Below are 22,172 nucleotides of genomic sequence, written 5' to 3' on the forward strand. Positions count from 1 at the left end.
TTTGATTGACATAGAGGTTCCTGTCGCTCATGTACGAGTACCCAACTGAGAAGCGAGCGGAGCGGGTTTTCGAACGTCCGCGCCCGCGTGCCGCAGTTGATCCAAGCGGGTTGACACCAAAGGGCGCGATCATAACGCCTGAAAAAATCCTCACATGGCTTCGCCGGGGGGCGCCCTATATCTTATTATTTGCACTTCTGGGTGGTGCATTGGGCATCGGTTTTGGGATGGCGGTCAAGCCCCGTTATTCCTCCAGTCTGGATATCCTTTTACCACCGCCCACAGGGCAGGTGGTGCCCAACGAGCTGACAACTCCGAATATCCAGAGCGATGCGCAAATCCTGGATATTTCCAGCAAACTGTTGTTGATCAAATCGGGAAACGTATTGCGCCGCACGGTCGAGCAGGAAAATCTTCAGGCACTGCCGGAATTCAACGCCGCTGCAGATGAGGAGGGCGGGCCATTAAGTTGGCTAAAGCTGTCTTCCGCGCCACGGCCTGTCGAAGACGGTACCATCGTTGCAATGCGCAATCTCGCCAAACGCATTACGGTTTCACGCGAGGGCGGCACCTATCTCGTCAATATCGGGCTGTGGACCCGCGATCCCCAGCGGTCGGTTTCCGTGCTTTCAACACTTTCGCGGTCCTTTCGAGAGGAGCTTGAGGCGACCCAAACCGATCTGGCCCGCAGTGCCAGCGAGGCGCTCTCCAACCGTCTTGAGGAATTAAGGCTCGCAGCGACTGAGGCGGCACAGGCGCTGGTGGATTTTCGTCAGAAAAACAACCTGCTCGATCTTGGCGGAACGGGTTCCGTCAACGTGCAGAGCTTGTCGCAGCTCAATACCTTGATGAATGAAGCGAATTCAAAGCTTGCCGAGGCTCGCGCGCGATACGAAAGATTGAACCAGCCAGCGGGGGAAGGCATGGCGCCTGCCGATACGCTGGATTCGCCGATGCTGGCGGCGCTCCGCTCGCAATATACCGTATTGAAACAGCAATATGACGACTTGGCTTTAACCTACGGCGAGCGCTATCCCAAGCTGGTGAGCGCAAGAGCACAGCTTGGAACGCTTCGCACCGAACTTGCCCGTGAAACCGAGCGATCGTTGCAGGCAGTCAGGATCGAAATGGATCAGGCGCAGAGTTCGGTCGATTCCATCCGCGCGCAGCTGGAGACCGCGCGTAATCGGGTTTCCACCGACGATGCTTCTCAGGTCCAGTTGCAGGAACTGGAGCGGAATAGCCAGGCGAGGGCGGCACTCTACGATACCTTCCTGAAGCGTGTTGGCGAAACCACCGAGCAGCAGCAGATCAGTGTTTCCAACCTTCGGATCGTCACCGAACCAGTGCCGCCGGAGAAACGGAGCTGGCCGCCTTCAACGCCGCTTCTTGCCATCGGTGGTGTGATCGCAGGTGTGCTGATCGGCATATTTACCGTTTTGGCATCAAGACTTTTCCTGCTTTTACGAGACAATAACTGGCGGTTTGAGCGGAAGGTCTGATGCGGGACACCATTCAGGAGCAAAGCGGTGGCGGGTATATGGGCAGGATCAGGACGCTGGTCTTCCTGGGGCTCTTCCTGTTTTTCTGGGTAACGACCAACCCCTTCGTTGATCTGGTCAGGGTGGAACAATCAGGGACGAACGCAACCGGAGGGTCGAACCTTCTTAACCAGCTGATCTTCCTGGCGCTGACAATCGCCACGGTCTATGCCGCCGTGACGCATCCGTTGCGGGCCCAGATTTGCCAGCCGCAATGGCTCGTCATTGCGCTATTTTCTTGGTTTCTGATTTCATCGGCGCTGTCCAATTACCCAATGGATGCAATCAAAAGAACCGTTTTGGCGCTCCTGACCTGCGCCAATGCGGGCATGTTTCTTTTGCTTCCGCGGTCGGAGGCACAGTTTTCCCGCCTTCTGTTCTATGGAACCTCGATAACGATTGGTCTTGCCTATTTCGGCGTGATTGTCATGCCAATGCGGGCTATCCATCAGGCGACTGAGCTGATCGAACCGATGAATGCCGGGTTCTGGCGTGGTCAGTATTCACACAAAAACCTTGCCGCCGCAGCGATGCTGGTGGCGGCATTCTTCGGGCTTTATCTTCGTAGCGTTGGCTGGCGAAAAAGCGGTATCGCCATTGTCGTCACATCCGTTTTCTTCCTGCTCCACACAGGTGGAAAGTCATCTACAGCGATGCTGCCGCTCATCCTCTGTCTCCAGTGGGTGTTCGAGAGGTATCGCTGGACACGGTGGCCCATTGCCGTCGGAGGGATCGCGGCTTTCAATCTTCTTGCGCTCGGCGCATCGCTCTCACCCGGTGTCCGCAGCGTCATCGCGTCGCTCGGCGTCGATCCAACCTTCACGAACAGAACGGATATCTGGAAGATCGCCTTTGAGGCCATAGCCCTGTCCCCAATCCTCGGATATGGCTTTCAGGGGTTCTGGCAAACTGCTGATATAACTCAGAGTTCTGCTGGTCTGGAAACCTGGGCGGTAAAGGCGTTCAATGGGCATAATGCCTATGTGGACGCCATGCTGACCACCGGGATTCCTGGCTTTCTTCTCTCCATGGCCCTTGTTGTTTTCATACCACTTCGTGCCGTCGGAAGGCTGGACGGGGCGAGGCAAAATAGTCCTGCGCTATCGCGGCTTTTCATGCGCGTATGGCTCTATGTCCTTTACGCTGGCTGTCTCGAAGTCATCTTCTTCCAGAGCGGCAGCCCAATTTTCTTCTTATTCCTCGTTTCGATCTTCGGGCTGGAGTTGCAGTCGCGGATGAGCCTTGTCGGCGCGCGGGAAACGAACTGGGAGAGTAAACATGCGCTTCCTGCCTGAGTTCGGATCAAAGCTGCGCCACGTACAGGAACGCGTTTCCGAGAAAGCGGTGCGCGCACTTCCCGTTTCAACGCTCGATGTGCGATGCTCGCGCCCAATCGTTTCCTTCACCTTCGATGATGTGCCCGATACTGCACTTACCGAGGGTGCTCGTATATTGGAGCAGAACGGTGCGAGAGGTACGTTCTATATCGCTGGTAGCCTACTTGGACGGCATGAGCCAAACCGTACGCTAATCTCCGAAAAAGGCTGCAAGCAGCTTGCGGCCATCGGTCATGAAATCGGCTGCCATACCTTCGCGCACCGTGCAGTCCATAGTCTCGATCATCAGCAACTGAACGACGACTTGGACCGCAATGCATTCCTGTTGGAAGGCTTCGATGGCTCCAGCGATAAACGGAACTTCGCCTACCCATACAATCAGGGCTCCCTCCGTCACCGTAAAATCTTCGCGGACCGCTACATCACGGCGAGAGGTGGCGGTGACCGCATCAATCGTGGAAGGGTCAACCGATCCTATCTTTGGGGTATGGAAATCCGTCAGCCTGAAAGCGATGCGCTCTCGCTTGTCCAGCAAATCGATGACGTCGTTGCCAGACCGGGTTGGCTCATTTTCTTCACGCACGACATCAGTGATACGCCGACGCCCTATGGCTGCTCGCCCGCTGCTTTCTCTACACTCGTGAGGCACGCGGTCTCTTCGGGTTGTCTCGTCCTGCCGGTGCGAGACGCGCTTCGGCATCTCCAAGAATAGGCGGCGTGGATGGTGGGAACACTGCTTGCAATCAACAACTACTTCTACCGGCGCGGCGGTGCCGAGGCGATTTTCCTAGATCAGCTGGATATGTTTGAGCGGGCAGGTTGGCAGGCGGTGCCTTTCTCCATGCAGCATTCCGAAAACCTGCCCTCGCAATGGTCCTCCTATTTCATCCCGGAAATCGAATACGGGCGTCAGGGCCGGTTCGCCCAGAAGATCGAACATGCCATTGAGGTCATCTATTCACGAAAAGCCCGTGCTAATCTGAACAATCTCATTGACCGGGTGAAACCCGATATTGCGCACGCTCATAATGTCTATCACCATATTTCTCCGTCGATTTTTCCCTTGCTGAAGAAGAAGGGAATACCGACCGTGATGACGGTGCATGATCTGAAGCTTGCCTGTCCTGCCTACAAAATGCTTGCGCCGGATGGTGTCTGTGAAAGATGCAAAGGGGGCAGGATTTACAACGTTCTTCTACACCGTTGCATGAAGCAGTCTGTCGCGCTCAGTGGCCTGGTCATGGTGGAAACTGCAGTTCACCGGATGCTGGGACTCTATCGAAACCACATAGACAGGCTAGTTGTGCCAAGCCGGTTCTACGAAATGAAACTGATTGAATGGGGCTGGCCGAAGGACCAGATCGTGCATATCCCCAATTTCGTGGACCGATCGATCAACGACAATTCCATTGAGGTTGATGAAGGCGATTATTACCTTTTTGCTGGTCGCCTTGCGCCGGAAAAGGGCATAGCGACGTTGATCCGTGCCGCTGGATTATCAAAACAACGACTGCGCATTGCGGGAACCGGGCCGGATGAGGCAGCGCTCCGCGCTTTGGCGCGAGAGGCCGGTGCAGATGTTGAGTTCATGGGTTATCTCACCGGTCGACCCCTGCATGAGGCCATAGCCGGGGCAAAGGCGCTTGTGCTTCCTTCCGAATGGTACGAAAACGCGCCTGTCAGTCTTTTGGAGGCCTATGCGCTCGGACGCCCGGTCATCGGCACCGATATCGGCGGCATCCCGGAGCTAATCAAGCAGGGCGAAACCGGCCTCATTGCGAAGCCGGGTGATGCGGAAGATCTCGCCCATGTTCTGACATGGCTGGATCAGTCGCCAAAGGGCGCCCGCAAGGAAATGGGTGAGCGCGGTCGCCTATGGGTCCGACAGGAATTCTCACAGGCCGCCTATTTCGAGCGCACCATGCGGCTCTACGACGAGCTAGTGGTTCGGCCTCATGGATAACGGCTGATAATCACGGCATCCAGCATGTGCATGTCCATTTCCGGCATGTCAAAGCGTTGCGCGAGCCCCGATGTCAGCTTTCTGCGTTCTGCCTCTGGAATGGATTTTGCGGCAATGACCTCGATGTCCACCCAGCCATTTTTCTCGAACGCGCGAACATAGTCTCGCGGTCGCTTGCGGTTGGGCTGTCCGGGAAATGTCAGTAGCGAATAGAAGCGGTCTGAGAACCGATATATGTTGTTCGGGTCGCGGTGCCGCAGCACATTCGTATGGGTCTGCAAATCCACGATGTGCAGGCTCACGCAACCGCTTTGGGCAACTTCTGTAAGTTCGTCGATGGTTTGTTCGATGGCGTCGAAATGCTCGAAGGCGGCACAACTTACGATCAGGTCGAATTGCTGGCCTGCGCATAGTCTTGGAATGAAAAAGCCGGCATCGACGTGGTACTGAAAATTCGGTGAACGACCCTCCAGCGCTCCATGTGCGGCCTCAACCTCCTCGGCAACCAAGCTGCCATCGAAGCTTGCGATAGCATCCCTGCGAAATTCATTATCTTCATCATCCGCCAGCCTGAATGCATCAACTGCGTTGTAGGATTTGGCCCCGTGCGCCAAAAGCAGTGCGCCGGTCGCCAGTGACGACCCCGGGCCGAGTTCCAGCACTGAGCGCCCCCGCACCGTAAAGTCGCCGGGAAGAAATCGCAGCCAGGATTGCACGACATCATGAACATAGGCGAGGCGTGCATCGCGGTCATCGTCCGCAACAGTGTTGGGCTTCCTGTAGCCTCTCAAACGATGTTTTGCCCATACCACAAACAGGACAATGGCACCTGCAAGCTTGAATAGTAGATTCCGTACATGAAGGAGCATTCCTACCTCGTGGAGCTTTGATGTCCGATCATCTCATTTTTTGCGAAGCGTCAAACATAGCCTCGCTAACGCTTTCACAGCTTGCAATTCTAAGAAGAAATTAGTTATTTTAGAATTTACTGTAATAAATCGTGTTCAGTCGGGCTTGTGAGCGTTATTTTCCGGGCCGTTGGGAGAGGCGGGGGAAGATGTATTCGGTAGAAGATCGCGCACCCAAATCAGAGGCCGCGCCTCAGCAGGTCGTCATCACGCGACCATCTAGTCGATATGAAAACATCGATGCGCTACGCGCTATCGCCGCTCTTGCGGTTGTCCTCCAGCACTTCTTCGGAGACATTTTGCGTGAAGCATTGCAGACCGGAGGCGTTTCTCACATCGTGGCCCAGGCGAGCGTGACCTATTTCGATGCCGGTCGTTTCGGTGTCGTGCTGTTTTTTCTGATCAGCGGCTTCGTCGTCCCCTTTAGTATCAAGGGCAATTTTCCGCTTCAACGCTTCGCCATATCGCGCTTTTTTCGCCTGTTTCCAGCCATGTGGCTGGCGCTGCTCTGTCTCGCGATTATCTCGGTTTTCCATGGACAGCATTCTTCGGTCGTCGGCTTCCTCGCAAACATGACGATGGTTCCTGCCGCCTTTGGACAGCCGTGGATGTCCGGCGCGTATTGGACGCTAACGATCGAAATAGTCTTTTATGTATTAACGGCGGGCTTGTTTACTCTCGGCGTGCTGTACCGTCCGGCAGTCATTGCCTGCTCCGCCATTCTGCTCGCGCTTGCGACCGCGGTACCGATCCTGCTCAGATCCTACGGATTGAATGTTCCGGTACAATATATCAGCCTACACATTTCGTTCCTTTATCTGGGCTTGCTGCTGCGCATGAGCTTGGTAGATAAGATGCAGGGAGCGTCGTGGGGCGCAGTCTGTGTTCTATTTACGCAGACTGCTATCCTCGTCAGTATCGGTGACTTCTCTCTGGAGCGGCAGGATGGTTTCTTTCTTGTCGGGAAGCTGCCAATCTTCACCAGTTATATCGCGGCGCTATGCGTTTTCGTTGTTTCCGTGAAAGCCGCCAGACCGCAGAGCCCACTTCTTTCGTGGCTCGGCGCGCTCAGCTACTCGATCTATCTATTTCACGGCATCGTCGCGATCCTGGTGTTCGAGCTTTTACCGCTTGGCGGCACATGGATCGACTGGCCCATCGGCCTTATCAGCCTGCTTCTTACCCTCATAATCTCACATTTCGTATATGAGTGTTTGGAGAAGAAAATGATCAACCTTGGGTATATGTTTATAAAACGTGAAGACAAAGGCGGATTGAAGATCACTGCCCGTTGAAGCGCATGCGTTGATTTGCGCCATTTACTATACATCCGAGTTTCACCGCTGAAATTTTCACAACCACTAGCCAGTGCTTCTATTTAGTTTATTATATCCTAATGTTCTAATTTACGTTGGGAGTGCGCGATGGAACACGTTCGAACGTTGGGGGCCATGCCTGAAGTTCAGGCAGATGCTCATGTCACTCAAGCGCCAGATGAAGACCGGAGGCTCGATTTCATGCGTATCTGCATGGTTGGCCTGCGCGGCATACCCAATGTGCAGGGCGGTGTCGAAACCCATGTTGAGCAACTGGTTTCAAACCTCGTTGAACTAGGAGCGGATGTTCACGTCTTTGCCCGCAAGAATTATGTTTCCGACACAAACCCTTATGTTTGGCGCGGTATCACCGTTCACCCCCTATGGGCCCCGCGCAACACAAAACTGGAAGCCATCTTTCACACCGTTCTGGCGCTTCTAAAGGCCAGGTTTCTCAATCCGGATATCGTGCATATTCACGCGGTCGGCCCCTCGCTCGTTGTCCCATTGGCTAGAATTTTGGGGCTGCGGGTGGTCTTCACACACCATGGTTATGATTATGACCGTGAGAAATGGAGCTCGCTGGAGAAGAGGATCCTCAGGCTTGGCGAGTGGGCGGGTATGCGCTTTTCACATGCGCGCATAGCCATCGCAAAACACATCGCTGACCGTATGCAGAAGGATTTTCAGGAGCCTGTCCATTTCATTCCAAATGGCGTGAAGGTCGATACCAGAAATCTCGACGACAGCGTGCTGAAAGAATTCGGACTTGAGAAAGGGCGCTATGTCCTCTTGGTAGCGCGTCTCGTTGCGGAAAAACGACAGCGTGATCTGATCGAAGCTTTCGTTGAAGCAAAACTCAAAGGTATCAAGCTTGTTCTGGTTGGCGGTGGGGATTCCGGCAGCGATTACGTGTCCGAGCTCGAAACTCTCGCCAACAAGGTCCCCGGCGTCGTCCTCACGGGCGTTCAGTCGGGGCGAAAACTTTCCAGCCTGTTTGCCAATGCAGGGCTGTTCGTGCTGCCCTCCAGCCATGAGGGCATGCCCATTGCGCTTCTTGAAGCGATTGCGCACGGACTTCCTGTGCTGGCAAGCGATATCGAAGCCAATATCGCATTGGGCCTCGATGATGGCGCTTATTTTCCGCTCGGCAATATTCAGGCGCTTTCCGTCGCGCTTCGAAGCCGGATGGAAGACAGGCAGCTCAGCCGCACGGCCCGTCAGCACGGCGCGCGGATCGTTTCCAAATATGACTGGCACACGATTGGCCTGAAAACAGCCGAAATCTACAAATCCATCCCTTGATCTCGCGCACTCCCATCGAAACTGTGTGAAACCTTTCACAACCGATGACAGCGGATGTGGATCGCGTTATCGATTTTCGGATGCACATGCCCACGAGTCGATCGTCTCGGCGACAGGTGCATTTCGGATGGGACAATTTTTACGACACTTGCGATCCTCATCGGGCAAAATCATGCCCTGATCGCCTGTGCCTGATTACGGGGGACAGAAAGAAGATGAGCAATACGGGTGGCTATTTTCCGCGCTGGCAACTGAAGACCCAAGGGCGCATCATGCCCGATGAGCGATTGCCAACCGGGCAAACCGCGGTGCTCGGTCTGCAGCATGTGGTGGCCATGTTCGGTTCCACCGTGCTTGCGCCGATCATCATGGGCTTCGATCCAAACGTCTCCATCCTGTTTTCCGGCATCTCGACGTTCATCTTCTTCATTGCAGTCGGTGGCCGCGTGCCAAGTTATCTGGGCTCCTCGTTTGCATTCATCGGCCCTGTCCTCGCTGCCACGGGCGCGGCTGCCGGCGCGGCAAGCCCGAATATCGCTCTGGCGCTGGGTGGCATTATCGCCGCCGGCGTTCTCTATGCGCTGATCGGCCTCGTCGTGATGTTTGCCGGGCACCGATGGATTGAGCGCCTCATGCCACCCGTCCTTACGGGCGCCATCGTTGCCGCAATCGGCCTTGTTCTCGCGCCTATCGCTATCGCCAGCGCATCCGGCATCAGCCCGACCAACCCCGCTGGCGATCAGTTGTCCCGCTGGATTGCTATCCTGACTGTCGTTTCGGTCGGTGCCGTTGCGGTCTACGCACCGGGAATGACGCGCCGCCTGCCCATCCTCATCGGTGGCGCAATCGCCTATCTCGTCTACCTGATGCTGGCCAGTGGTTTCGGCATGGGCGCGCCGGTCGATTTTGCGGGCGTCTCTGCTGCTGCATGGTTTGGCCTACCAAGTTTCACCGCGCCAGTCTTTTCCGCCTCTGCAATCACGCTCATCGCGCCCGTTGTCGTCATTCTCGTTGCGGAAAATCTCGGACACATCAAGGCTATCGGCGCGATGACCGGCCGCAATCTCGATCCATATCTCGGGCGCGCCTTCATCGGCGATGGTATCGCAACGATCTTTTCCGGCGCCTTTGGCGGGACGGGGATGACAACCTATGCCGAAAACATGGGCGTGATGGCGATCACCCGTATTTTCTCGACGCTGGTCTTCGTTGTCGCTGCTTTCGTTGCCATTCTTCTTGGCTTTTCCCCTAAATTCGGTGCGCTGATCCAGACAATTCCCGGTCCCGTCATCGGTGGTCTCTCCATCGTCGTCTTCGGCCTGATCGCCGCGACCGCAGGCCGCATATGGGTCGAAAACAAAGTGGATTTTTCCGAGCCGCGAAACCTCATCACCGTTGGCATCGCGCTGGTACTGGGAGCCGGCAACTTCAAGCTTGAGATCGCAGGCTTTACGCTCGATGGTATCGGAACGGCAACCATCGGGGCCATCCTGTTCTACCATCTGCTTGGTTTTACCCCAGCCGCCCGTAGCAGAAATGAAGCTTGATCCTCCTTGAACAGTGCGAGAATGCAGGGGGTGCTTCCGTTACATGGGCAGGAAGAGTTAATCCGCGCGAAAGAAAACGATACGCCTTCTCAACACCATTGGTCGATGTGAATCCGTCGAAGCGGATTTCTACTCACGCCCTCAAGAGGGATGGCCAAGACAATGTGCGTTTTGAGGGCGGTTTCATAGTTGTCGACCGTATACAACCATAGCGCTGTCGATGGCAGTTCTCCGCAGAAAGATTGGTCTCGGATCGAAATATTGCCTGTTATAAAACCAATATTTGTTTGTTGCTGTAAAGAAATATCGGATGCAATTAACGGTAACGGAGAATGACTTGTATAACCCCAGATATGTTTGAGTTTTAATACTGTTAAGCACAATAACAGAATTCTATGATGCCTGTAACGGCCTGGTTGATAGTTTCATGGTATCTTAATGGTGCGATATCTTAATTACCCATGTAAAGTAATGGGTAACTTCATGTCCGCCATCGTTAACTGTCTCGCATATCAACACGATCTCTGGCTCGTCCTTCTGGCGGCTGCCTTATGTCTTCTGTCGAATACAGGAGCCGTGTTGTTTCTTCGCGCTGCGGGGCGTGCCACCTCGTTTCAGCGCTGGACCTGGCTTTGGATCATGGGCTTTGCTGGAGGCTTCGGAATCTGGTCGACGCACTTCGTCGCCATGCTGGCTTATGATCCCGGTATTGTTGTCGGATATGACAGAGACCTGAGTTTGTTATCCCTGGCCGTTGCCTTTGTCTCTACGTTCATTGCGGGCACTGTCGTTCTGCTCCTTCCGCGTAAACAAGCCATTGTTGCTGCCGGGCTAGTTTTTGGTTTCGGGGTCGCATCCATGCATTTTATTGGCATGGCAGGCATGGAGGTGCCGGGCCATCTAAACTGGGATCGCTCACTCGTAACTGCGGCATTGGTGATCTCATGGGTATTTGCGACGGCTGGGTTCTACGTTTCCAATACTGCGACCCTTACAGATAAACGTGCAGCTGTCGCCGCCGGTATCTTTTCTCTGGGCATCGTAATGATGCACTTTACGGCCATGGGTGCGCTTACCCTTCAGCCGGGCCTTGACCAGATCGAACCACAGGCTCTTTCGAAGTCATTCCTTCTGCTCATGATCATCGCTGTTTCACTTTCGTTGCTCGCGTCGGGCATTTCTGCCGTGAGCATTGCCGTTCGTGCTGCTCGCAACGCGCAGGCGACGGAAGCCAGGTTCGAGCTGTTGGTAAAGGGTGTTACCGATTATGCCATCTACACACTGAGCCCGGAAGGTCTGATCACCAGTTGGAATGCCGGAGCCGAGCGCTTCAAGGGCTACAAGAGCACCGAGGTTGTCGGGCGTAACTTTTCGATTTTTTACTCGGAAGAGGATCGGGAAAACAGTATGCCAGACCACGCCCTGCATCTGGCTAGAAAGAATGGTCGTTTCGAAGCGGAAGGATTGCGCTATCGAAAAGACGGCTCGTCGTTCTATGCAAATGTCCTGATTCAGCCTGTCTACGATGACGAGGGCCATCAGATCGGCTTCGCGAAGATCACGCGCGATATAACCGAGCAGAAGGCCGACCGCGACCGGATCGTCTCCGTCACCAGAAATCTCGATCTGGCTCTCGAGAACATGATACAGGGCATTTGCCTATTCGATGCGGACGAACGGCTTATTCTTTCCAACTGCCGCTATCGTGCGCTTTTTGGTTTCGACGAAAACTTCCTCAAGCCGGGCGTTACCTACTGGGAAATTGTGAAGCGGGGCTATGAAATTGCAATTCCAGACTTGGAAAATGATGCAGAAGAAAAGGCGCTTGCCCACTACCATCGTCATATCGACGCCATCCGTTCCGGTCAGAAAAGCCTCATTCACAAGATGGGAAGTGAGAAGTCTCTGCTTGCCAATTTCAACCTCATGGCCGATGGGGGATGGGTCGCGACCTTCGAGGACATCACGGATCGCATTCGCTCGGAAGAGCACATCGCATTTCTGGCAAAGCACGACAGTCTGACCAAGCTTCCCAACCGTTCCGCTCTGAGCGATTTCGTCGAATATGAAGTTGCGCTGGCCAAGCGCACCAATGGAAGCGTTGCCATCATCGGCATCGATCTCAATAAGTTCAAGATGATCAACGACCAGATCGGGCATCATGTGGGCGATCAGGTTCTGGTGGAGCTCGCCAACCGGCTGGCAGGCCTGTTGAAGACGAACGAACTGATTGCGCGTGTGGGAGGCGACGAGTTTTCCGCGGTGAAGCGGTATGTTGATATTGCTGAAGTGCATGAATTCGCAGAGCGGCTTTCCGTTGCATTGAGCCTCCCGGTCGATATTGGCGACCACCGTCTTACCCCGGGGGCAAGCATCGGCGTTGCGCTTTATCCGCAGGATGGCAATGCGCCGGATGTTGTCATGGCAAATGCCGATCTCGCCATGTACCGCTCAAAAAACAGCCTGTCTCAGAAGATATGCTTTTACGATGGAGAGATGGACGAACTGGCGCGTGACAGGGCAAAGCTTGCCAAGGACTTGTGGCGAGGTGTCGAAAACAAAGAGTTCCAGCTTCACTATCAGGTGCAGAAATCCGTCCTGACGGGGCAGGTCACTGGTTATGAGGTGCTTTTGCGCTGGTGTCATCCAGAACGTGGCAACGTCTCTCCCTCAGACTTCATTGGAGTTGCGGAAGAATGCGGCGCGATCTTGCCGATCGGCGAGTGGGTGCTGCGACAGGCATGCCGGGAAGCGGCGTCGTGGCCCGGCTATCTCAAGGTCGCCGTCAATCTTTCGCCGGTTCAGATCGCACATGCCGATATCGTTTCGCTGGTATTGTCGGTGCTTGCCGAAAGCGGGCTCGATCCCAGACGGCTTGAACTGGAGATTACCGAAAACTCGATTATTGTCGACAAGCAAAGAGCAATGACCGCATTGACCGCGATCAAGGGCTTCGGTGTCTCGATTGCAATCGACGATTTCGGAACCGGCTACTCATCGCTCGAGCTTTTGCGCAGTTTTCCTTTCGACAAGATCAAGCTGGATCGCAGCTTCATGGTTGAGCTACACGACAGCATCGAAGCGAAAGCCATGGTCCGCGCCATTCTCGCGCTGGGGCAGGGGCTCCGGATCCCAGTGCTTGCGGAGGGTGTCGAGACCCACGAGCAACTCAACATCCTGCGCGATGAGGGGTGCCATGAGGCACAGGGATATCTGCTTGGAAAACCAATGCCGATGGCCGAACAGGAATTCGCCCAAGTGGCGTGAGCGAATTAAAAGCGAATGACTGCTAAGGACCGCAACCTTTGCGTCTAGTGCATAGCGGGTGTGATATGTCGTGCCTTATCCTGCGCGTGTCCGTTGCTATATAAGGTTCATCGAAACGACGTTAGAGCCAAGAACGGGTTGCTGGCGTCAAGAGACCTCAAGAAAGGGGATCATCATGAACGTAGCACGCTCTTTCAACAACTGGCGCAAGTATCGTCAGACTGTCAACGAACTCGGACGCATGAGCACAAGAGAGCTTCAGGACCTCGGTATTCAGCGCTCAGATATCGGCCGTGTTGCCCGCGAAAGCGTCTCCGTGCTGTAACGGAAGTTAGGTATGCATTTATGCATTCCTCATCTGCGATATTGAGTATTTAATATGCGGATGAATGAAGTATCTTAAATCCATCGAAGCGATGCACCTCCTCCCGCAGAGCTTCGTAATTCAAATGTCCTTATCCTCCTCCCAAAGGGCATTTGATGGAACGGTGGCACTCCTCCTCCCAGCCGCCGTTCGGTTCTTTTCGAAAAGCCTGCCGCACCTCCTCCCGCGGCAGGCTTTTTCGTTTTCAGCCTCTCGCCTTCCGCCTAACGTTTTGCCAATCTTCCTTGTTCGGCGAGTTCGTGTGCGCGATTATTGCCGGAGCGCCCGGAGTGTCCCTTGCACCATTCAATGGTGACCGCGTCATTGTCCGTCAGCAATGCGTCGATTTTTTTCCAGATTTCCGCACTCGCGACTGTCCGGCTGCGACCGGCTCCGTTCGGAGCTCGTTTCCTCCACCCATTGTTCCGCCACATATGCCGCCAGCTGTTACAGCCCGTTACCGCGTAAACGGAGTCCGAAAATATGATCGCTTTTTCGGTAGCCGCATTGTCTCGAAGCCAAAGAAGAGCCTCGAGAATGGCGGCCACTTCCATAGAACCGCTATCTGCCTTTTCGCATTGCCGCAATGCGCTGCGACTTCGACATTCTGGCGCATGACGACAAGTCCCCAGCCTCCGCGGCGAGACGCTGGATCGAAGGAGCCATCCACGAAAAGCTCAAGGTTAGCGATGGCTTCCAAATGTTCTTCCCTCTGTCACGTTCGATTGAATGAACCCAATCTTGTGTTTGGTGCGTAGACGTTCCAAGTTAATGGTTCAATTGCTGTGGTCCCGTTCGTTGAGTTGGGATATGAGACAGCTCAATGTAATTGTGAGGATAATGCCGAATGCGTCTGAAGCACGGTATCTTTGGTCTGGCTCTTTTGGTTGCGTCACCCGTTTATTCGCAGGAGCCGGCAAGTCCACCGATATTGGTGCCGACGGAAAGTCAGGCGAAAGCTGCGACGTTGAGTGCGGAGTTTCTGGAGCGTTACGCTTACAAGCCTGTCAAGCTTGACGACGCCTTGTCTCTCAAGGTCATGAACAAGTATATCAAGTCACTCGACCCTGACCGCATGCTGTTCATGCAGTCCGATATCGATGAGTTCGCGGCCAACAGCACCAAGCTCGATGACGGGATTGCCGAGCAGGATCTAGAAATACCTTTCTCGATCTTTCACATCTACACGCAGCGCGTCGTGGACCGAATGACCTACGCACGCAATCTTCTGAAGGGCAATTTCGACTTCAGCACAAATGAAGAATTCGAGATCAATCGCGAAGACGCGGCTTGGGCAAAGACCGAGAAGGACAGCGAAGAACTCTGGCGCAAGCGGGTAAAGAACGACTGGCTGCGCCTGAAGCTGGCCGGGCAGGCGGACGCCACCATTCGCACCACGCTGGACAAGCGTTACAAGAACATGTTGGACCGGGTTTATTCCTATAAGACCGAAGACGTGTTCCAGACCCTTATGGCGGCTTACACAACAGCTGTCGATCCGCACACGGACTATTTCAGCCCGGCGACCTCCGACGAGTTCGATATTTCGATGAAGCTTTCTCTCGTCGGGATAGGCGCAGTGTTGCAGGAGCGGGACGGTTACACCACCATTCGCGAACTCGTCGCAGGCGGTCCTGCGCAACTGTCCGGTAAACTCGCCGTTGGAGATCGTATCACGGGCGTCGGGCAGGGCGCAGATGGCACGATACAGGAAGTCGTCGGCACGCGGCTCGATGAAGTCGTGAAAATGATCCGCGGCTCCGAAAATTCCATCGTGCGCCTCGATATACTGCCTGCCGATGCGGGTGAAAGCGGCGGCCATCGCATCATCAGCCTTGTGCGCGACAAGGTCAGCCTTGAAAAACAGGCGGCGCAGAAGACGGTTCTGTCACTCGAAAAGGAGGGATTGACCTCCAAAATCGGCGTCATCACCCTTCCGACCTTCTATGAGGACTTCGACGCGCGTCGAAATGGCGACAAGGATTATCGCAGCGCCAGCCGTGACGTTGCAAAGCTTCTTGGCGAACTGAAAAAGGAAGAAGTCGATGGCGTGTTGATCGATCTGCGTAACAATGGCGGTGGCTCGCTGACGGAGGCGATCGATCTTACGGGTCTATTTATCGGCAAGGGTCCGGTGGTGCAGCAGCGTAATGCGCAGGGCAAGATCGAAGTCGAAAGCGATGACGATCCAGCACCAGCATGGAAGGGGCCGCTCGGCGTGCTCATCAACCGTGGATCGGCATCCGCATCTGAAATTTTCGCGGCAGCGATTCAGGATTATGGCCGTGGTGTTGTGATTGGTGAGCCGAGCTTTGGCAAAGGAACCGTTCAGACCGTGGTCGATTTGGACAGGGTTGCCGGAAATGAAAAACCTGAACTGGGACAGTTGAAGCTGACCATCGCGCAGTTTTTCCGCGTTGATGGCGGCACAACACAGTTGCGCGGCGTAACGCCCGATGTCGCCCTCCCGGGTATCCTCGACCCGAAGCTTCTGGGCGAGTCCAGCTATGATAACGCTCTGCCCTGGACCGAAATCAAACCTGCAAAATACAAGGCAGCGGGCGACATCAAGCCGCTTATCCCGCAGCTTGAAAGCCGACATTCGGTCCGAGCGGACAATGATCCAGACTACAAACGTTTCCTTGAGGACGTCGCCGATCTCAAGGCGCAGCGGGAGAAGAAAACTCTATCGCTCAACGAAGTGGAACGCCGAAAGGAGCTCGACGCCACCGCTGCTCGTATGAAGGCACGCGCCGCGGAAGGCGATCCGCTGCTCCCGGATCAGGATGACGGCTTGCAAGCCAACGAACGCTCGCTGAGTGCCAACCTAGCACTTGAAAACGCTCACAAGAACGCCAAGGACGTGTTGCAAAACGAAGCGGCGGCCATTGTTGGTGATGTTGCGGATTTGAAAAAGCGTCGTGATAACTGATCGTCGATGCGCCCCTAGCGGCGCATCAACGGATCGTTCGTTCCGCGTCATGGTAGCTTGCCTGCTGGGCAGACAAGCGTTCCATGTATCGTTTCTTTGCAGCGGTGAGATGGGCGCGCATTGCGTCGCGTGCAGCATCGGCGTCGCTGCTCGATATCGCCCGCAGTATGACGAGGTGCTCCCGCTGTAGACGCCTCATATAGTCCAGAGGCAACAATTCGTCTGAATACCAAGGCGATTCCTCATCGCAGGGGATGGTCCGGTCTCCCAGGGCATCGAGAATTTCGACATAGAACTCGTTGTTGGTCGCGACCGCAATTTCCCTGTGAAAAGCGAAATCTGCCTTGCCGGTCGCTTCGTGGCGTTCAAGCAGAGTTTCAAATTCGAAGAAGGCTTCCTGAATTCGTGCCTCCTGCGCCGGGCTGCGGCGCTGGGCCGCCAGTCCGGCACTTTCGATCTCTATACCCATGCGCACTTCCAGCACATTAACAGCGCGGCTTATGCGATTGCCGACGTCGGACACCATGGCGCTGATCTTGAGGACAGGCTGGTCCAGAACAAACACGCCCGCCCCGTGTCTTACAGAGACGAAGTTGCCGGACGCAAGCAGCGCCACTGCCTCCCGCACCACCGTACGGCTCACGCCAAAGATTTCCGCCATCCGTGCCTCTGGCGGCAACCTCTCTCCGACCTTGAAGTCACCGCTCAGGATTTGCTCCCGCAATGTCTGCGCGACATTTGCGAAGAGCTTCGGCCTGCGCTGGATCGCCGTGTCTGGAGAAGCTGTTACCCTGTCCATGTCGCCTCACTTTAGCGGAACACGCTCGGTAGCCAAAGTGAGAGCGCAGGAATGTAGGTGACGAGAAGTAGAACCACGACACCTGCACCGTAGAACGGCCAGATCGAGCGCATGGCCTCCCACACACTGATCTTGCCCACCGCGCAGGCCACGAACTGCACCCCTCCCACCGGCGGCGTGTTGAGGCCAATGCCGTAGTTGAGGATCATGATGACGCCGAAATGGACCGGATCGACACCATAGGCGGTCGCAATCGGCAGGAAGATTGGCGTGGTGATGATGATTGTCGGACCCATGTCCATAAACGTGCCGAGAACCAGCATGATGACGTTCAAGAGAAGAAGGATCATGATCGGGTTATCGGACAGCGTCTGCATCCACGACACCAGTGTGGCAGGGACACGCAAAAATGCCATCAGCCAGGAGAAGGCGGCAGCACAGCCGATGATCAGCAGCACCATTGCAGTCGTGCGAACCGCGCCCATGGTGGCGTGAACGAAGTCCTTCCAGCTCAGCTGGCGATAGATGAGCAGCGTCACCAGAAGCGCATAGATCACCGCAATGCACGAACTTTCAGTTGCAGTGAAAATACCGGAGCGAACGCCGCCGAAGATGATGGCGATGAGCAAGAGGCCTGGGATGGCAACGGCGAGGAGATGCAGCGCGACCATCAGGCCCGGAAAAGGCTCGGTCGGATAGCCGCGCTTGCTGGCAACAATATATGCCGTCACCATCAGCACGGCTGCAAACAGCAAGCCTGGAATGACGCCCGCTGTAAAGAGATCCGCGATTGAAATCTTTCCTCCCGCGGAAATCGAATAGATGATCATGTTGTGCGACGGCGGCAAAAGAAGCGCAATCAGCGCTGCCATGGAGGTGACATTCACAGCATAATCAGCGCCGTAGCCCCGTGCCTTCATTTGCGGTATCATCAAACCGCCCACAGCCGCTGCTTCCGCAACGGCAGAGCCGGATATACCGCCGAACAGCGTCGATGTCAGAATGTTGACCTGCCCAAGCCCGCCTCGTAGATGCCCGACAATGGAGGCCGCGAAAGCCACGATGCGCCCGGCTATTCCACCGCGCACCATAAGGTCGCCGGAATAGATGAAGAAGGGGATGGCCAGCATGGAAAACACGCTCATGCCGGAGTTCATGCGTTGGAAAACGACCAGAGGCGGCAGCCCCATGTAAGCCACGGTCGCAAGGCTGGAAATGCCGAGGCAAAAGGCAATAGGCGTACCGATCAGCATCAAAAGCGTAAAGCTGCCGAATAGAATCCAAAGTTCCATCGCGCTATTCCCCCTTCACGATGCTGGACTGATTTTTATGTGCAAACTCCGCAGCGTCCCTGCGAACATCAGCAATGTTTTCGAGTTCGACCGCTATTTCGGTCGGCGCAATGTCATCAAGCACTTCATCGATCGGCGCACCGAGTGCTCGTCCGACAATGCGCTCCAGCGCAAAGAGCGTAATGAGAATTCCCCCGCCAACAAGCGGCACATAATCCCACGCACCGGAAATGCCGAGCGCGGGCATGGTGGTGTTTGCTGTCAGCTTGACCAGATTGCCGCCGTACCAAAGCATACCAATGCCGAAGACAAAGATCGCGATGTCCGAAATCATCCGAAGCCACTTCTTGCCAGACGGTGGCAAGACATAGAGCAATACGTCGAAACCCATATGGTTGTTTTCGCGCACACCAACGGCTGCACCCAAGAAGATGAACCAGCTCATCAAAATGACGGCACCCGGCTCGGTCCAGCTTGGAGAGTCGTTCAAGACGTATCTGCAAAATACCTGCCAGGCCACAATCGCCGTCATCACCACGAGACCTGTTCCGGCCAGATAAAGGACGAAGGTATTGAGTTTGTTGAGGATTGGCAGGCCTGATTTAAGTTGAATGGACATGGTCAAGCGCCTCCTGACTCTCCTGTAAGTTGGAGAGCCGGATTTGAGGGTCGGAAATGATGTATGACGACTGATGCGGTAGCCACCCTTCGCTCAAGGGAGAGAAGGGCGGGTATGACAAGTTTATTGAGTAGCCTGAACATCTGCGACGAGCTTTTTCAGCACGTCATCCTTGATGTGTTTGTCGTAAACCGGCTTCATCGCGTCGATGAAACCTTGCTTTTCGACCTGGTTGATCTCGGCTCCAGCCTTCTCTACGGTTTCGCGTGACTGAGAAGTCTTTGCTGCCCAAAGTTCGCGCTGCTTGGCAACGCTATCCTTCGCGGCCTGCTTGAAGAGCGCCTGATCTTCCGGGCTCAGTTTATCGAAAGCGTTTTTGTTCATTACGAACACTTCGGGGAGGATGGTGTGTTCATCCAGCGAGTAATATTTTGCAACTTCGAAATGCTTCGCAGTGTCGAAGCTCGGGAAATTGTTCTCTGCTCCATCGATAACGCCGGTCTCGACTGAGGAATAGACTTCGCCGTAAGGCATCGGCGTTGCATTCGCGCCGAGAGCGGAAGTCATGTCAACGAAGATGTCGGACTGGATTACGCGGAACTTCAGGCCCTTGATGTCGGCTACCGTCTTGATTGGCTTCTTGGAATTGTAGAACGAGCGCGCCCCGGCATCATAAAATGCCAGTGCTACAAGGCCCGCGGGTTCAAAAGCAGCTTTGATCTGATCACCGATCGGGCCATCCATGACCTTATGCATATGCTCTTCGGAACGGAAAATGTAAGGCAACGCGGGAACGATGGATTCCTTCACCGTGCCGTTGAAGGGCGCCATAGAAACGCGGTTCAATTCCAGAACACCTGAGCGAACCTGTTCGATCGTGTCCTTTTCTTCGCCCAACTGCGCCGAGTGGTAAATCTCGACTGCATAGCGACCACCGGTGCGTTCCTTGACCAGTTCGCCAAAATACTTGACGCCTTCGACCGTCGGATATCCGTCCGGATGTGTGTCTGCAGATTTCAATACGGTCTGCGCGGACGCCGTGCCTAACGCTAGCATGGTAAAGACCGCAACGCCGGTCCAGAGTTTGGTGATATGCAACATAGTCTCCTCCCAAAGTGCGGACATCAGCCCGCGGTTGCTGCAATAGCCCGAAGAGTCGCCCGACAGTCTGTCAGCAAATGTGCCATTTAATGTAGAGTGATAAGCCGACCCCTCCTTCGACTATCAAAATTAGTAGTTTCGAAGAAAGGTAATGTCAACATATCAAAGTTGCACAGAGATATGATGAGTGTGATTGTTGGCGAACTTGCCGATCATAACGCTACCCTTCGTCATTGGCCTCACGCTCACCCTGCTTTTCGCACGTGCTGGCGACGTTATCGACTTAATGTCGAACGTCTTCGGCCGCGTTGGGACGAGCATGGGTATTTAGTATGACGGGCTCTGGATCGCTCAGGTTCTTTCCTTCACACACTCTTTCCTCGTGCTGATGTGCGTGCTCGAGGGTGTCAGTCAGTCGATGGGAAAGGCCTCGCGTACCTCGCCTATGGACCGGTTGCGGACCTTCTGGTGTGTTTCGCTTCCGGAATATCGCATTTTAAGTCGGCAATCCCGGTTCGGAGCCGCCAAGCTGGCAGTGCGTCCGGCTGTATGAGGATCAGCGAGCCGGGGAGGGCGGGATGCCGGGGCTAGTTCTGCACACGGCCTATCTTGGCTGCAACATTGAGCGCGAGATCGAACCGAACTCGGCACGCTGTTCATCGTAGATCATGAAATGGAACCAGACTGCGAGTGAAGTCAGTGGCGTCACACTCAGTTTCTAAAACCGTGGCATAGCTCTCATCGACAACTGATTCGCGGATAGGGAAATCAAGGAATATCGAAATGGCAGGACAGAATGACGGCCTCACACAGCGCTTTGAACTTGCAAAAGCGCTTGCAGTAGAGGCCGGCGCGTTGGCGCTCGACTATTTTAATAAGCGTGAGAGCCTCATAATCGAGACGAAGCGCGATTTGCAGGATGTGGTTTCTATCGCAGACCGCAATGTGGAAACAATGCTTCGCGAGCGTGTTGCTGCAGCTTTTGCCGAGGATGGGTTCCTGGGTGAAGAGCACGCTTACAAGGACGGTACCTCGGGATATATATGGGTCGTTGATCCGATTGACGGCACTGCCCCTTTCGTTAACGGCATGCCGAGTTGGTGCGTTTCGATCGCGGTGATCAGGGATGGCGTCTCGGTAATAGGTGTCATCAGGGTTCCTTGCGCCGATGAAACCTACGCATCCGCCGATGGTCACGGGGCGACATTGAACGGAAACCGCCTAACACTCGATCCCGCAAGAAATCTGCAAAATGCGCTGACGGGAATCGGCAGCAATAGTTACGTGACGCCGGAACGCGTTGGAAAGATCGTTAGCGAAGTCATGGCGTGTGGCGGTAATTTCATTCGAAACGGCTCAGGAGCTCTGATGCTGGCTTACGTCGCAGCCGGTCGCTTGGTCGGTTATTATGAGCCGCACATGCGGGCTTGGGACTGCATGGCTGGCTTTTGCCTTGTGAAAGAAGCCGGTGGCCGTTGCATGCCGTTTTCGCTCGAAGGCGAGAAGCTCTTCGAAGGCCAGCCAGTGCTTGCCGGTAACGTTTCCTGCTACGACGAACTCGTGGCGATACACAATGCAGCCCTTACTTAAAGATCAAAAGCTGGCTGTTTGCCTCGCACCTTTAACAGTGGACTTTAAAGGTGCGGGGCACGCGGCGCGAGGAGGCACTTGTGTGCGATCAGAGGGGTTAAAATGCGATTTTTCAAATATAGCCTTATAAATCAAACACTTCCGATTTTTCTGTAATTTCTGTTGATGTTGGTGTTGACTATGTTCTGGGTGTTCCCTTATAAGTCCGCTCACTGACGAGGGCGGCGGCGCTGCTGGCGACGAAGTTCCTCGTTCTAAAGAAATCACGATATGATGAGCGGGTTGCTTGTT

18 protein-coding genes and 1 pseudogene are annotated in these 22,172 nt (G+C 54.8%); 12 read left to right on the top strand and 7 right to left on the bottom strand.

Annotation, left to right across the window (positions count from 1 at the left end):
* The first annotated feature begins 29 nt into the window (after nucleotides 1-29).
* The 4 genes from G6L28_RS04745 to G6L28_RS04760 are packed head-to-tail and all read left to right on the top strand — an operon-like array spanning nucleotide 30 to nucleotide 4,841.
* Nucleotides 30-1,502, top strand: coding sequence for a GumC family protein (locus G6L28_RS04745; protein ID WP_174062644.1), 1,473 nt, complete (start codon nucleotides 30-32; stop codon nucleotides 1,500-1,502).
* On the top strand, nucleotides 1,502-2,836 hold the full coding sequence (locus G6L28_RS04750; RefSeq protein ID WP_174062645.1) for an O-antigen ligase family protein: 1,335 nt from the start codon (nucleotides 1,502-1,504) through the stop codon (nucleotides 2,834-2,836). Before G6L28_RS04745 ends, G6L28_RS04750 begins: the two co-directional genes overlap by 1 nt.
* Nucleotides 2,820-3,590: a polysaccharide deacetylase family protein gene (locus tag G6L28_RS04755; protein ID WP_174062646.1), complete on the top strand. Its 771-nt coding sequence runs from the start codon at nucleotides 2,820-2,822 to the stop codon at nucleotides 3,588-3,590. Before G6L28_RS04750 ends, G6L28_RS04755 begins: the two co-directional genes overlap by 17 nt.
* Nucleotides 3,591-3,599: 9 nt before the next feature.
* Nucleotides 3,600-4,841, top strand: coding sequence for a glycosyltransferase family 4 protein (locus tag G6L28_RS04760; protein WP_174062647.1), 1,242 nt, complete (start codon nucleotides 3,600-3,602; stop codon nucleotides 4,839-4,841).
* Here G6L28_RS04760 and G6L28_RS04765 read toward each other — a convergent pair.
* The gene (locus tag G6L28_RS04765; RefSeq protein ID WP_174062648.1) at nucleotides 4,832-5,710 is read right to left on the bottom strand and encodes a class I SAM-dependent methyltransferase; all 879 of its coding nucleotides are present in this window, start codon (nucleotides 5,708-5,710) and stop codon (nucleotides 4,832-4,834) included. The two genes, G6L28_RS04760 and G6L28_RS04765, sit on opposite strands and share 10 nt — an antisense overlap.
* A 188-nt stretch (nucleotides 5,711-5,898) precedes the next feature.
* Here G6L28_RS04765 and G6L28_RS04770 point away from each other — a divergent pair, with 188 nt between their 5' ends.
* The 5 genes from G6L28_RS04770 to G6L28_RS04790 all read left to right on the top strand — a co-directional run bounded on the left by G6L28_RS04770 (nucleotide 5,899) and on the right by G6L28_RS04790 (nucleotide 13,509).
* Nucleotides 5,899-7,044 carry an acyltransferase family protein gene (locus G6L28_RS04770; protein ID WP_174062649.1) on the top strand — a complete coding sequence of 382 codons (1,146 nt, stop codon included), beginning with the start codon at nucleotides 5,899-5,901 and terminating at the stop codon, nucleotides 7,042-7,044.
* A gap of 129 nt (nucleotides 7,045-7,173) precedes the next feature.
* Complete coding sequence (locus G6L28_RS04775) at nucleotides 7,174-8,370, top strand: glycosyltransferase family 4 protein (protein WP_234902466.1); 1,197 nt, start codon at nucleotides 7,174-7,176, stop codon at nucleotides 8,368-8,370.
* 215 nt (nucleotides 8,371-8,585) lie between these two features.
* Complete coding sequence (locus G6L28_RS04780; RefSeq protein WP_174062650.1) at nucleotides 8,586-9,917, top strand: solute carrier family 23 protein; 1,332 nt, start codon at nucleotides 8,586-8,588, stop codon at nucleotides 9,915-9,917.
* A 483-nt stretch (nucleotides 9,918-10,400) separates the two neighbouring features.
* Nucleotides 10,401-13,184, top strand: a complete 2,784-nt coding sequence (locus tag G6L28_RS04785; protein ID WP_174062651.1) for a bifunctional diguanylate cyclase/phosphodiesterase — start codon at nucleotides 10,401-10,403, stop codon at nucleotides 13,182-13,184.
* A 175-nt stretch (nucleotides 13,185-13,359) separates the two neighbouring features.
* Entirely contained in the window at nucleotides 13,360-13,509 is a 150-nt protein-coding gene (locus G6L28_RS04790) for a DUF1127 domain-containing protein (protein WP_174062652.1), read from the top strand.
* Between the two features lie 263 nt (nucleotides 13,510-13,772).
* Here G6L28_RS04790 and G6L28_RS23105 read toward each other — a convergent pair whose 3' ends face one another.
* Nucleotides 13,773-14,102, bottom strand: coding sequence for an RNase H family protein (locus G6L28_RS23105; RefSeq protein WP_337795749.1), 330 nt, complete (start codon nucleotides 14,100-14,102; stop codon nucleotides 13,773-13,775).
* A 293-nt stretch (nucleotides 14,103-14,395) separates the two neighbouring features.
* Here G6L28_RS23105 and G6L28_RS04800 point away from each other — a divergent pair, with 293 nt between their 5' ends.
* The gene (locus G6L28_RS04800) at nucleotides 14,396-16,480 is read left to right on the top strand and encodes a carboxy terminal-processing peptidase (RefSeq protein WP_174062653.1); all 2,085 of its coding nucleotides are present in this window, start codon (nucleotides 14,396-14,398) and stop codon (nucleotides 16,478-16,480) included.
* A gap of 25 nt (nucleotides 16,481-16,505) precedes the next feature.
* Here the strand turns inward: G6L28_RS04800 and G6L28_RS04805 are convergent, their stop codons facing one another.
* The 4 genes from G6L28_RS04805 to G6L28_RS04820 form a co-directional block, all read right to left on the bottom strand.
* The gene (locus G6L28_RS04805; protein ID WP_174062654.1) at nucleotides 16,506-17,279 is read right to left on the bottom strand and encodes a FadR/GntR family transcriptional regulator; all 774 of its coding nucleotides are present in this window, start codon (nucleotides 17,277-17,279) and stop codon (nucleotides 16,506-16,508) included.
* Between the two features lie 11 nt (nucleotides 17,280-17,290).
* Entirely contained in the window at nucleotides 17,291-18,571 is a 1,281-nt protein-coding gene (locus G6L28_RS04810; protein ID WP_174062655.1) for a TRAP transporter large permease, read from the bottom strand.
* 4 nt (nucleotides 18,572-18,575) lie between these two features.
* On the bottom strand, nucleotides 18,576-19,190 hold the full coding sequence (locus G6L28_RS04815) for a TRAP transporter small permease (RefSeq protein WP_174062656.1): 615 nt from the start codon (nucleotides 19,188-19,190) through the stop codon (nucleotides 18,576-18,578).
* Between the two features lie 123 nt (nucleotides 19,191-19,313).
* Nucleotides 19,314-20,291 (bottom strand): TRAP transporter substrate-binding protein, encoded by a 978-nt coding sequence (locus G6L28_RS04820; protein WP_174062657.1) that lies wholly within the window; start codon nucleotides 20,289-20,291, stop codon nucleotides 19,314-19,316.
* A 193-nt stretch (nucleotides 20,292-20,484) separates the two neighbouring features.
* Here G6L28_RS04820 and G6L28_RS22820 point away from each other — a divergent pair.
* A pseudogene (locus G6L28_RS22820) lies at nucleotides 20,485-20,775 on the top strand (iron ABC transporter permease); the annotation flags it as partial.
* Between the two features lie 299 nt (nucleotides 20,776-21,074).
* Nucleotides 21,075-21,881, top strand: a complete 807-nt coding sequence (locus G6L28_RS04825; RefSeq protein ID WP_174062658.1) for an inositol monophosphatase family protein — start codon at nucleotides 21,075-21,077, stop codon at nucleotides 21,879-21,881.
* Between the two features lie 3 nt (nucleotides 21,882-21,884).
* Here the strand turns inward: G6L28_RS04825 and G6L28_RS22780 are convergent.
* Nucleotides 21,885-22,172 (bottom strand): hypothetical protein (locus G6L28_RS22780; RefSeq protein ID WP_210265773.1); only part of this gene is annotated, 288 nt, incomplete at its 5' end.

This window comes from Agrobacterium larrymoorei (assembly GCF_013322225.1).
Lineage (GTDB): Bacteria > Pseudomonadota > Alphaproteobacteria > Rhizobiales > Rhizobiaceae > Agrobacterium > Agrobacterium larrymoorei_A.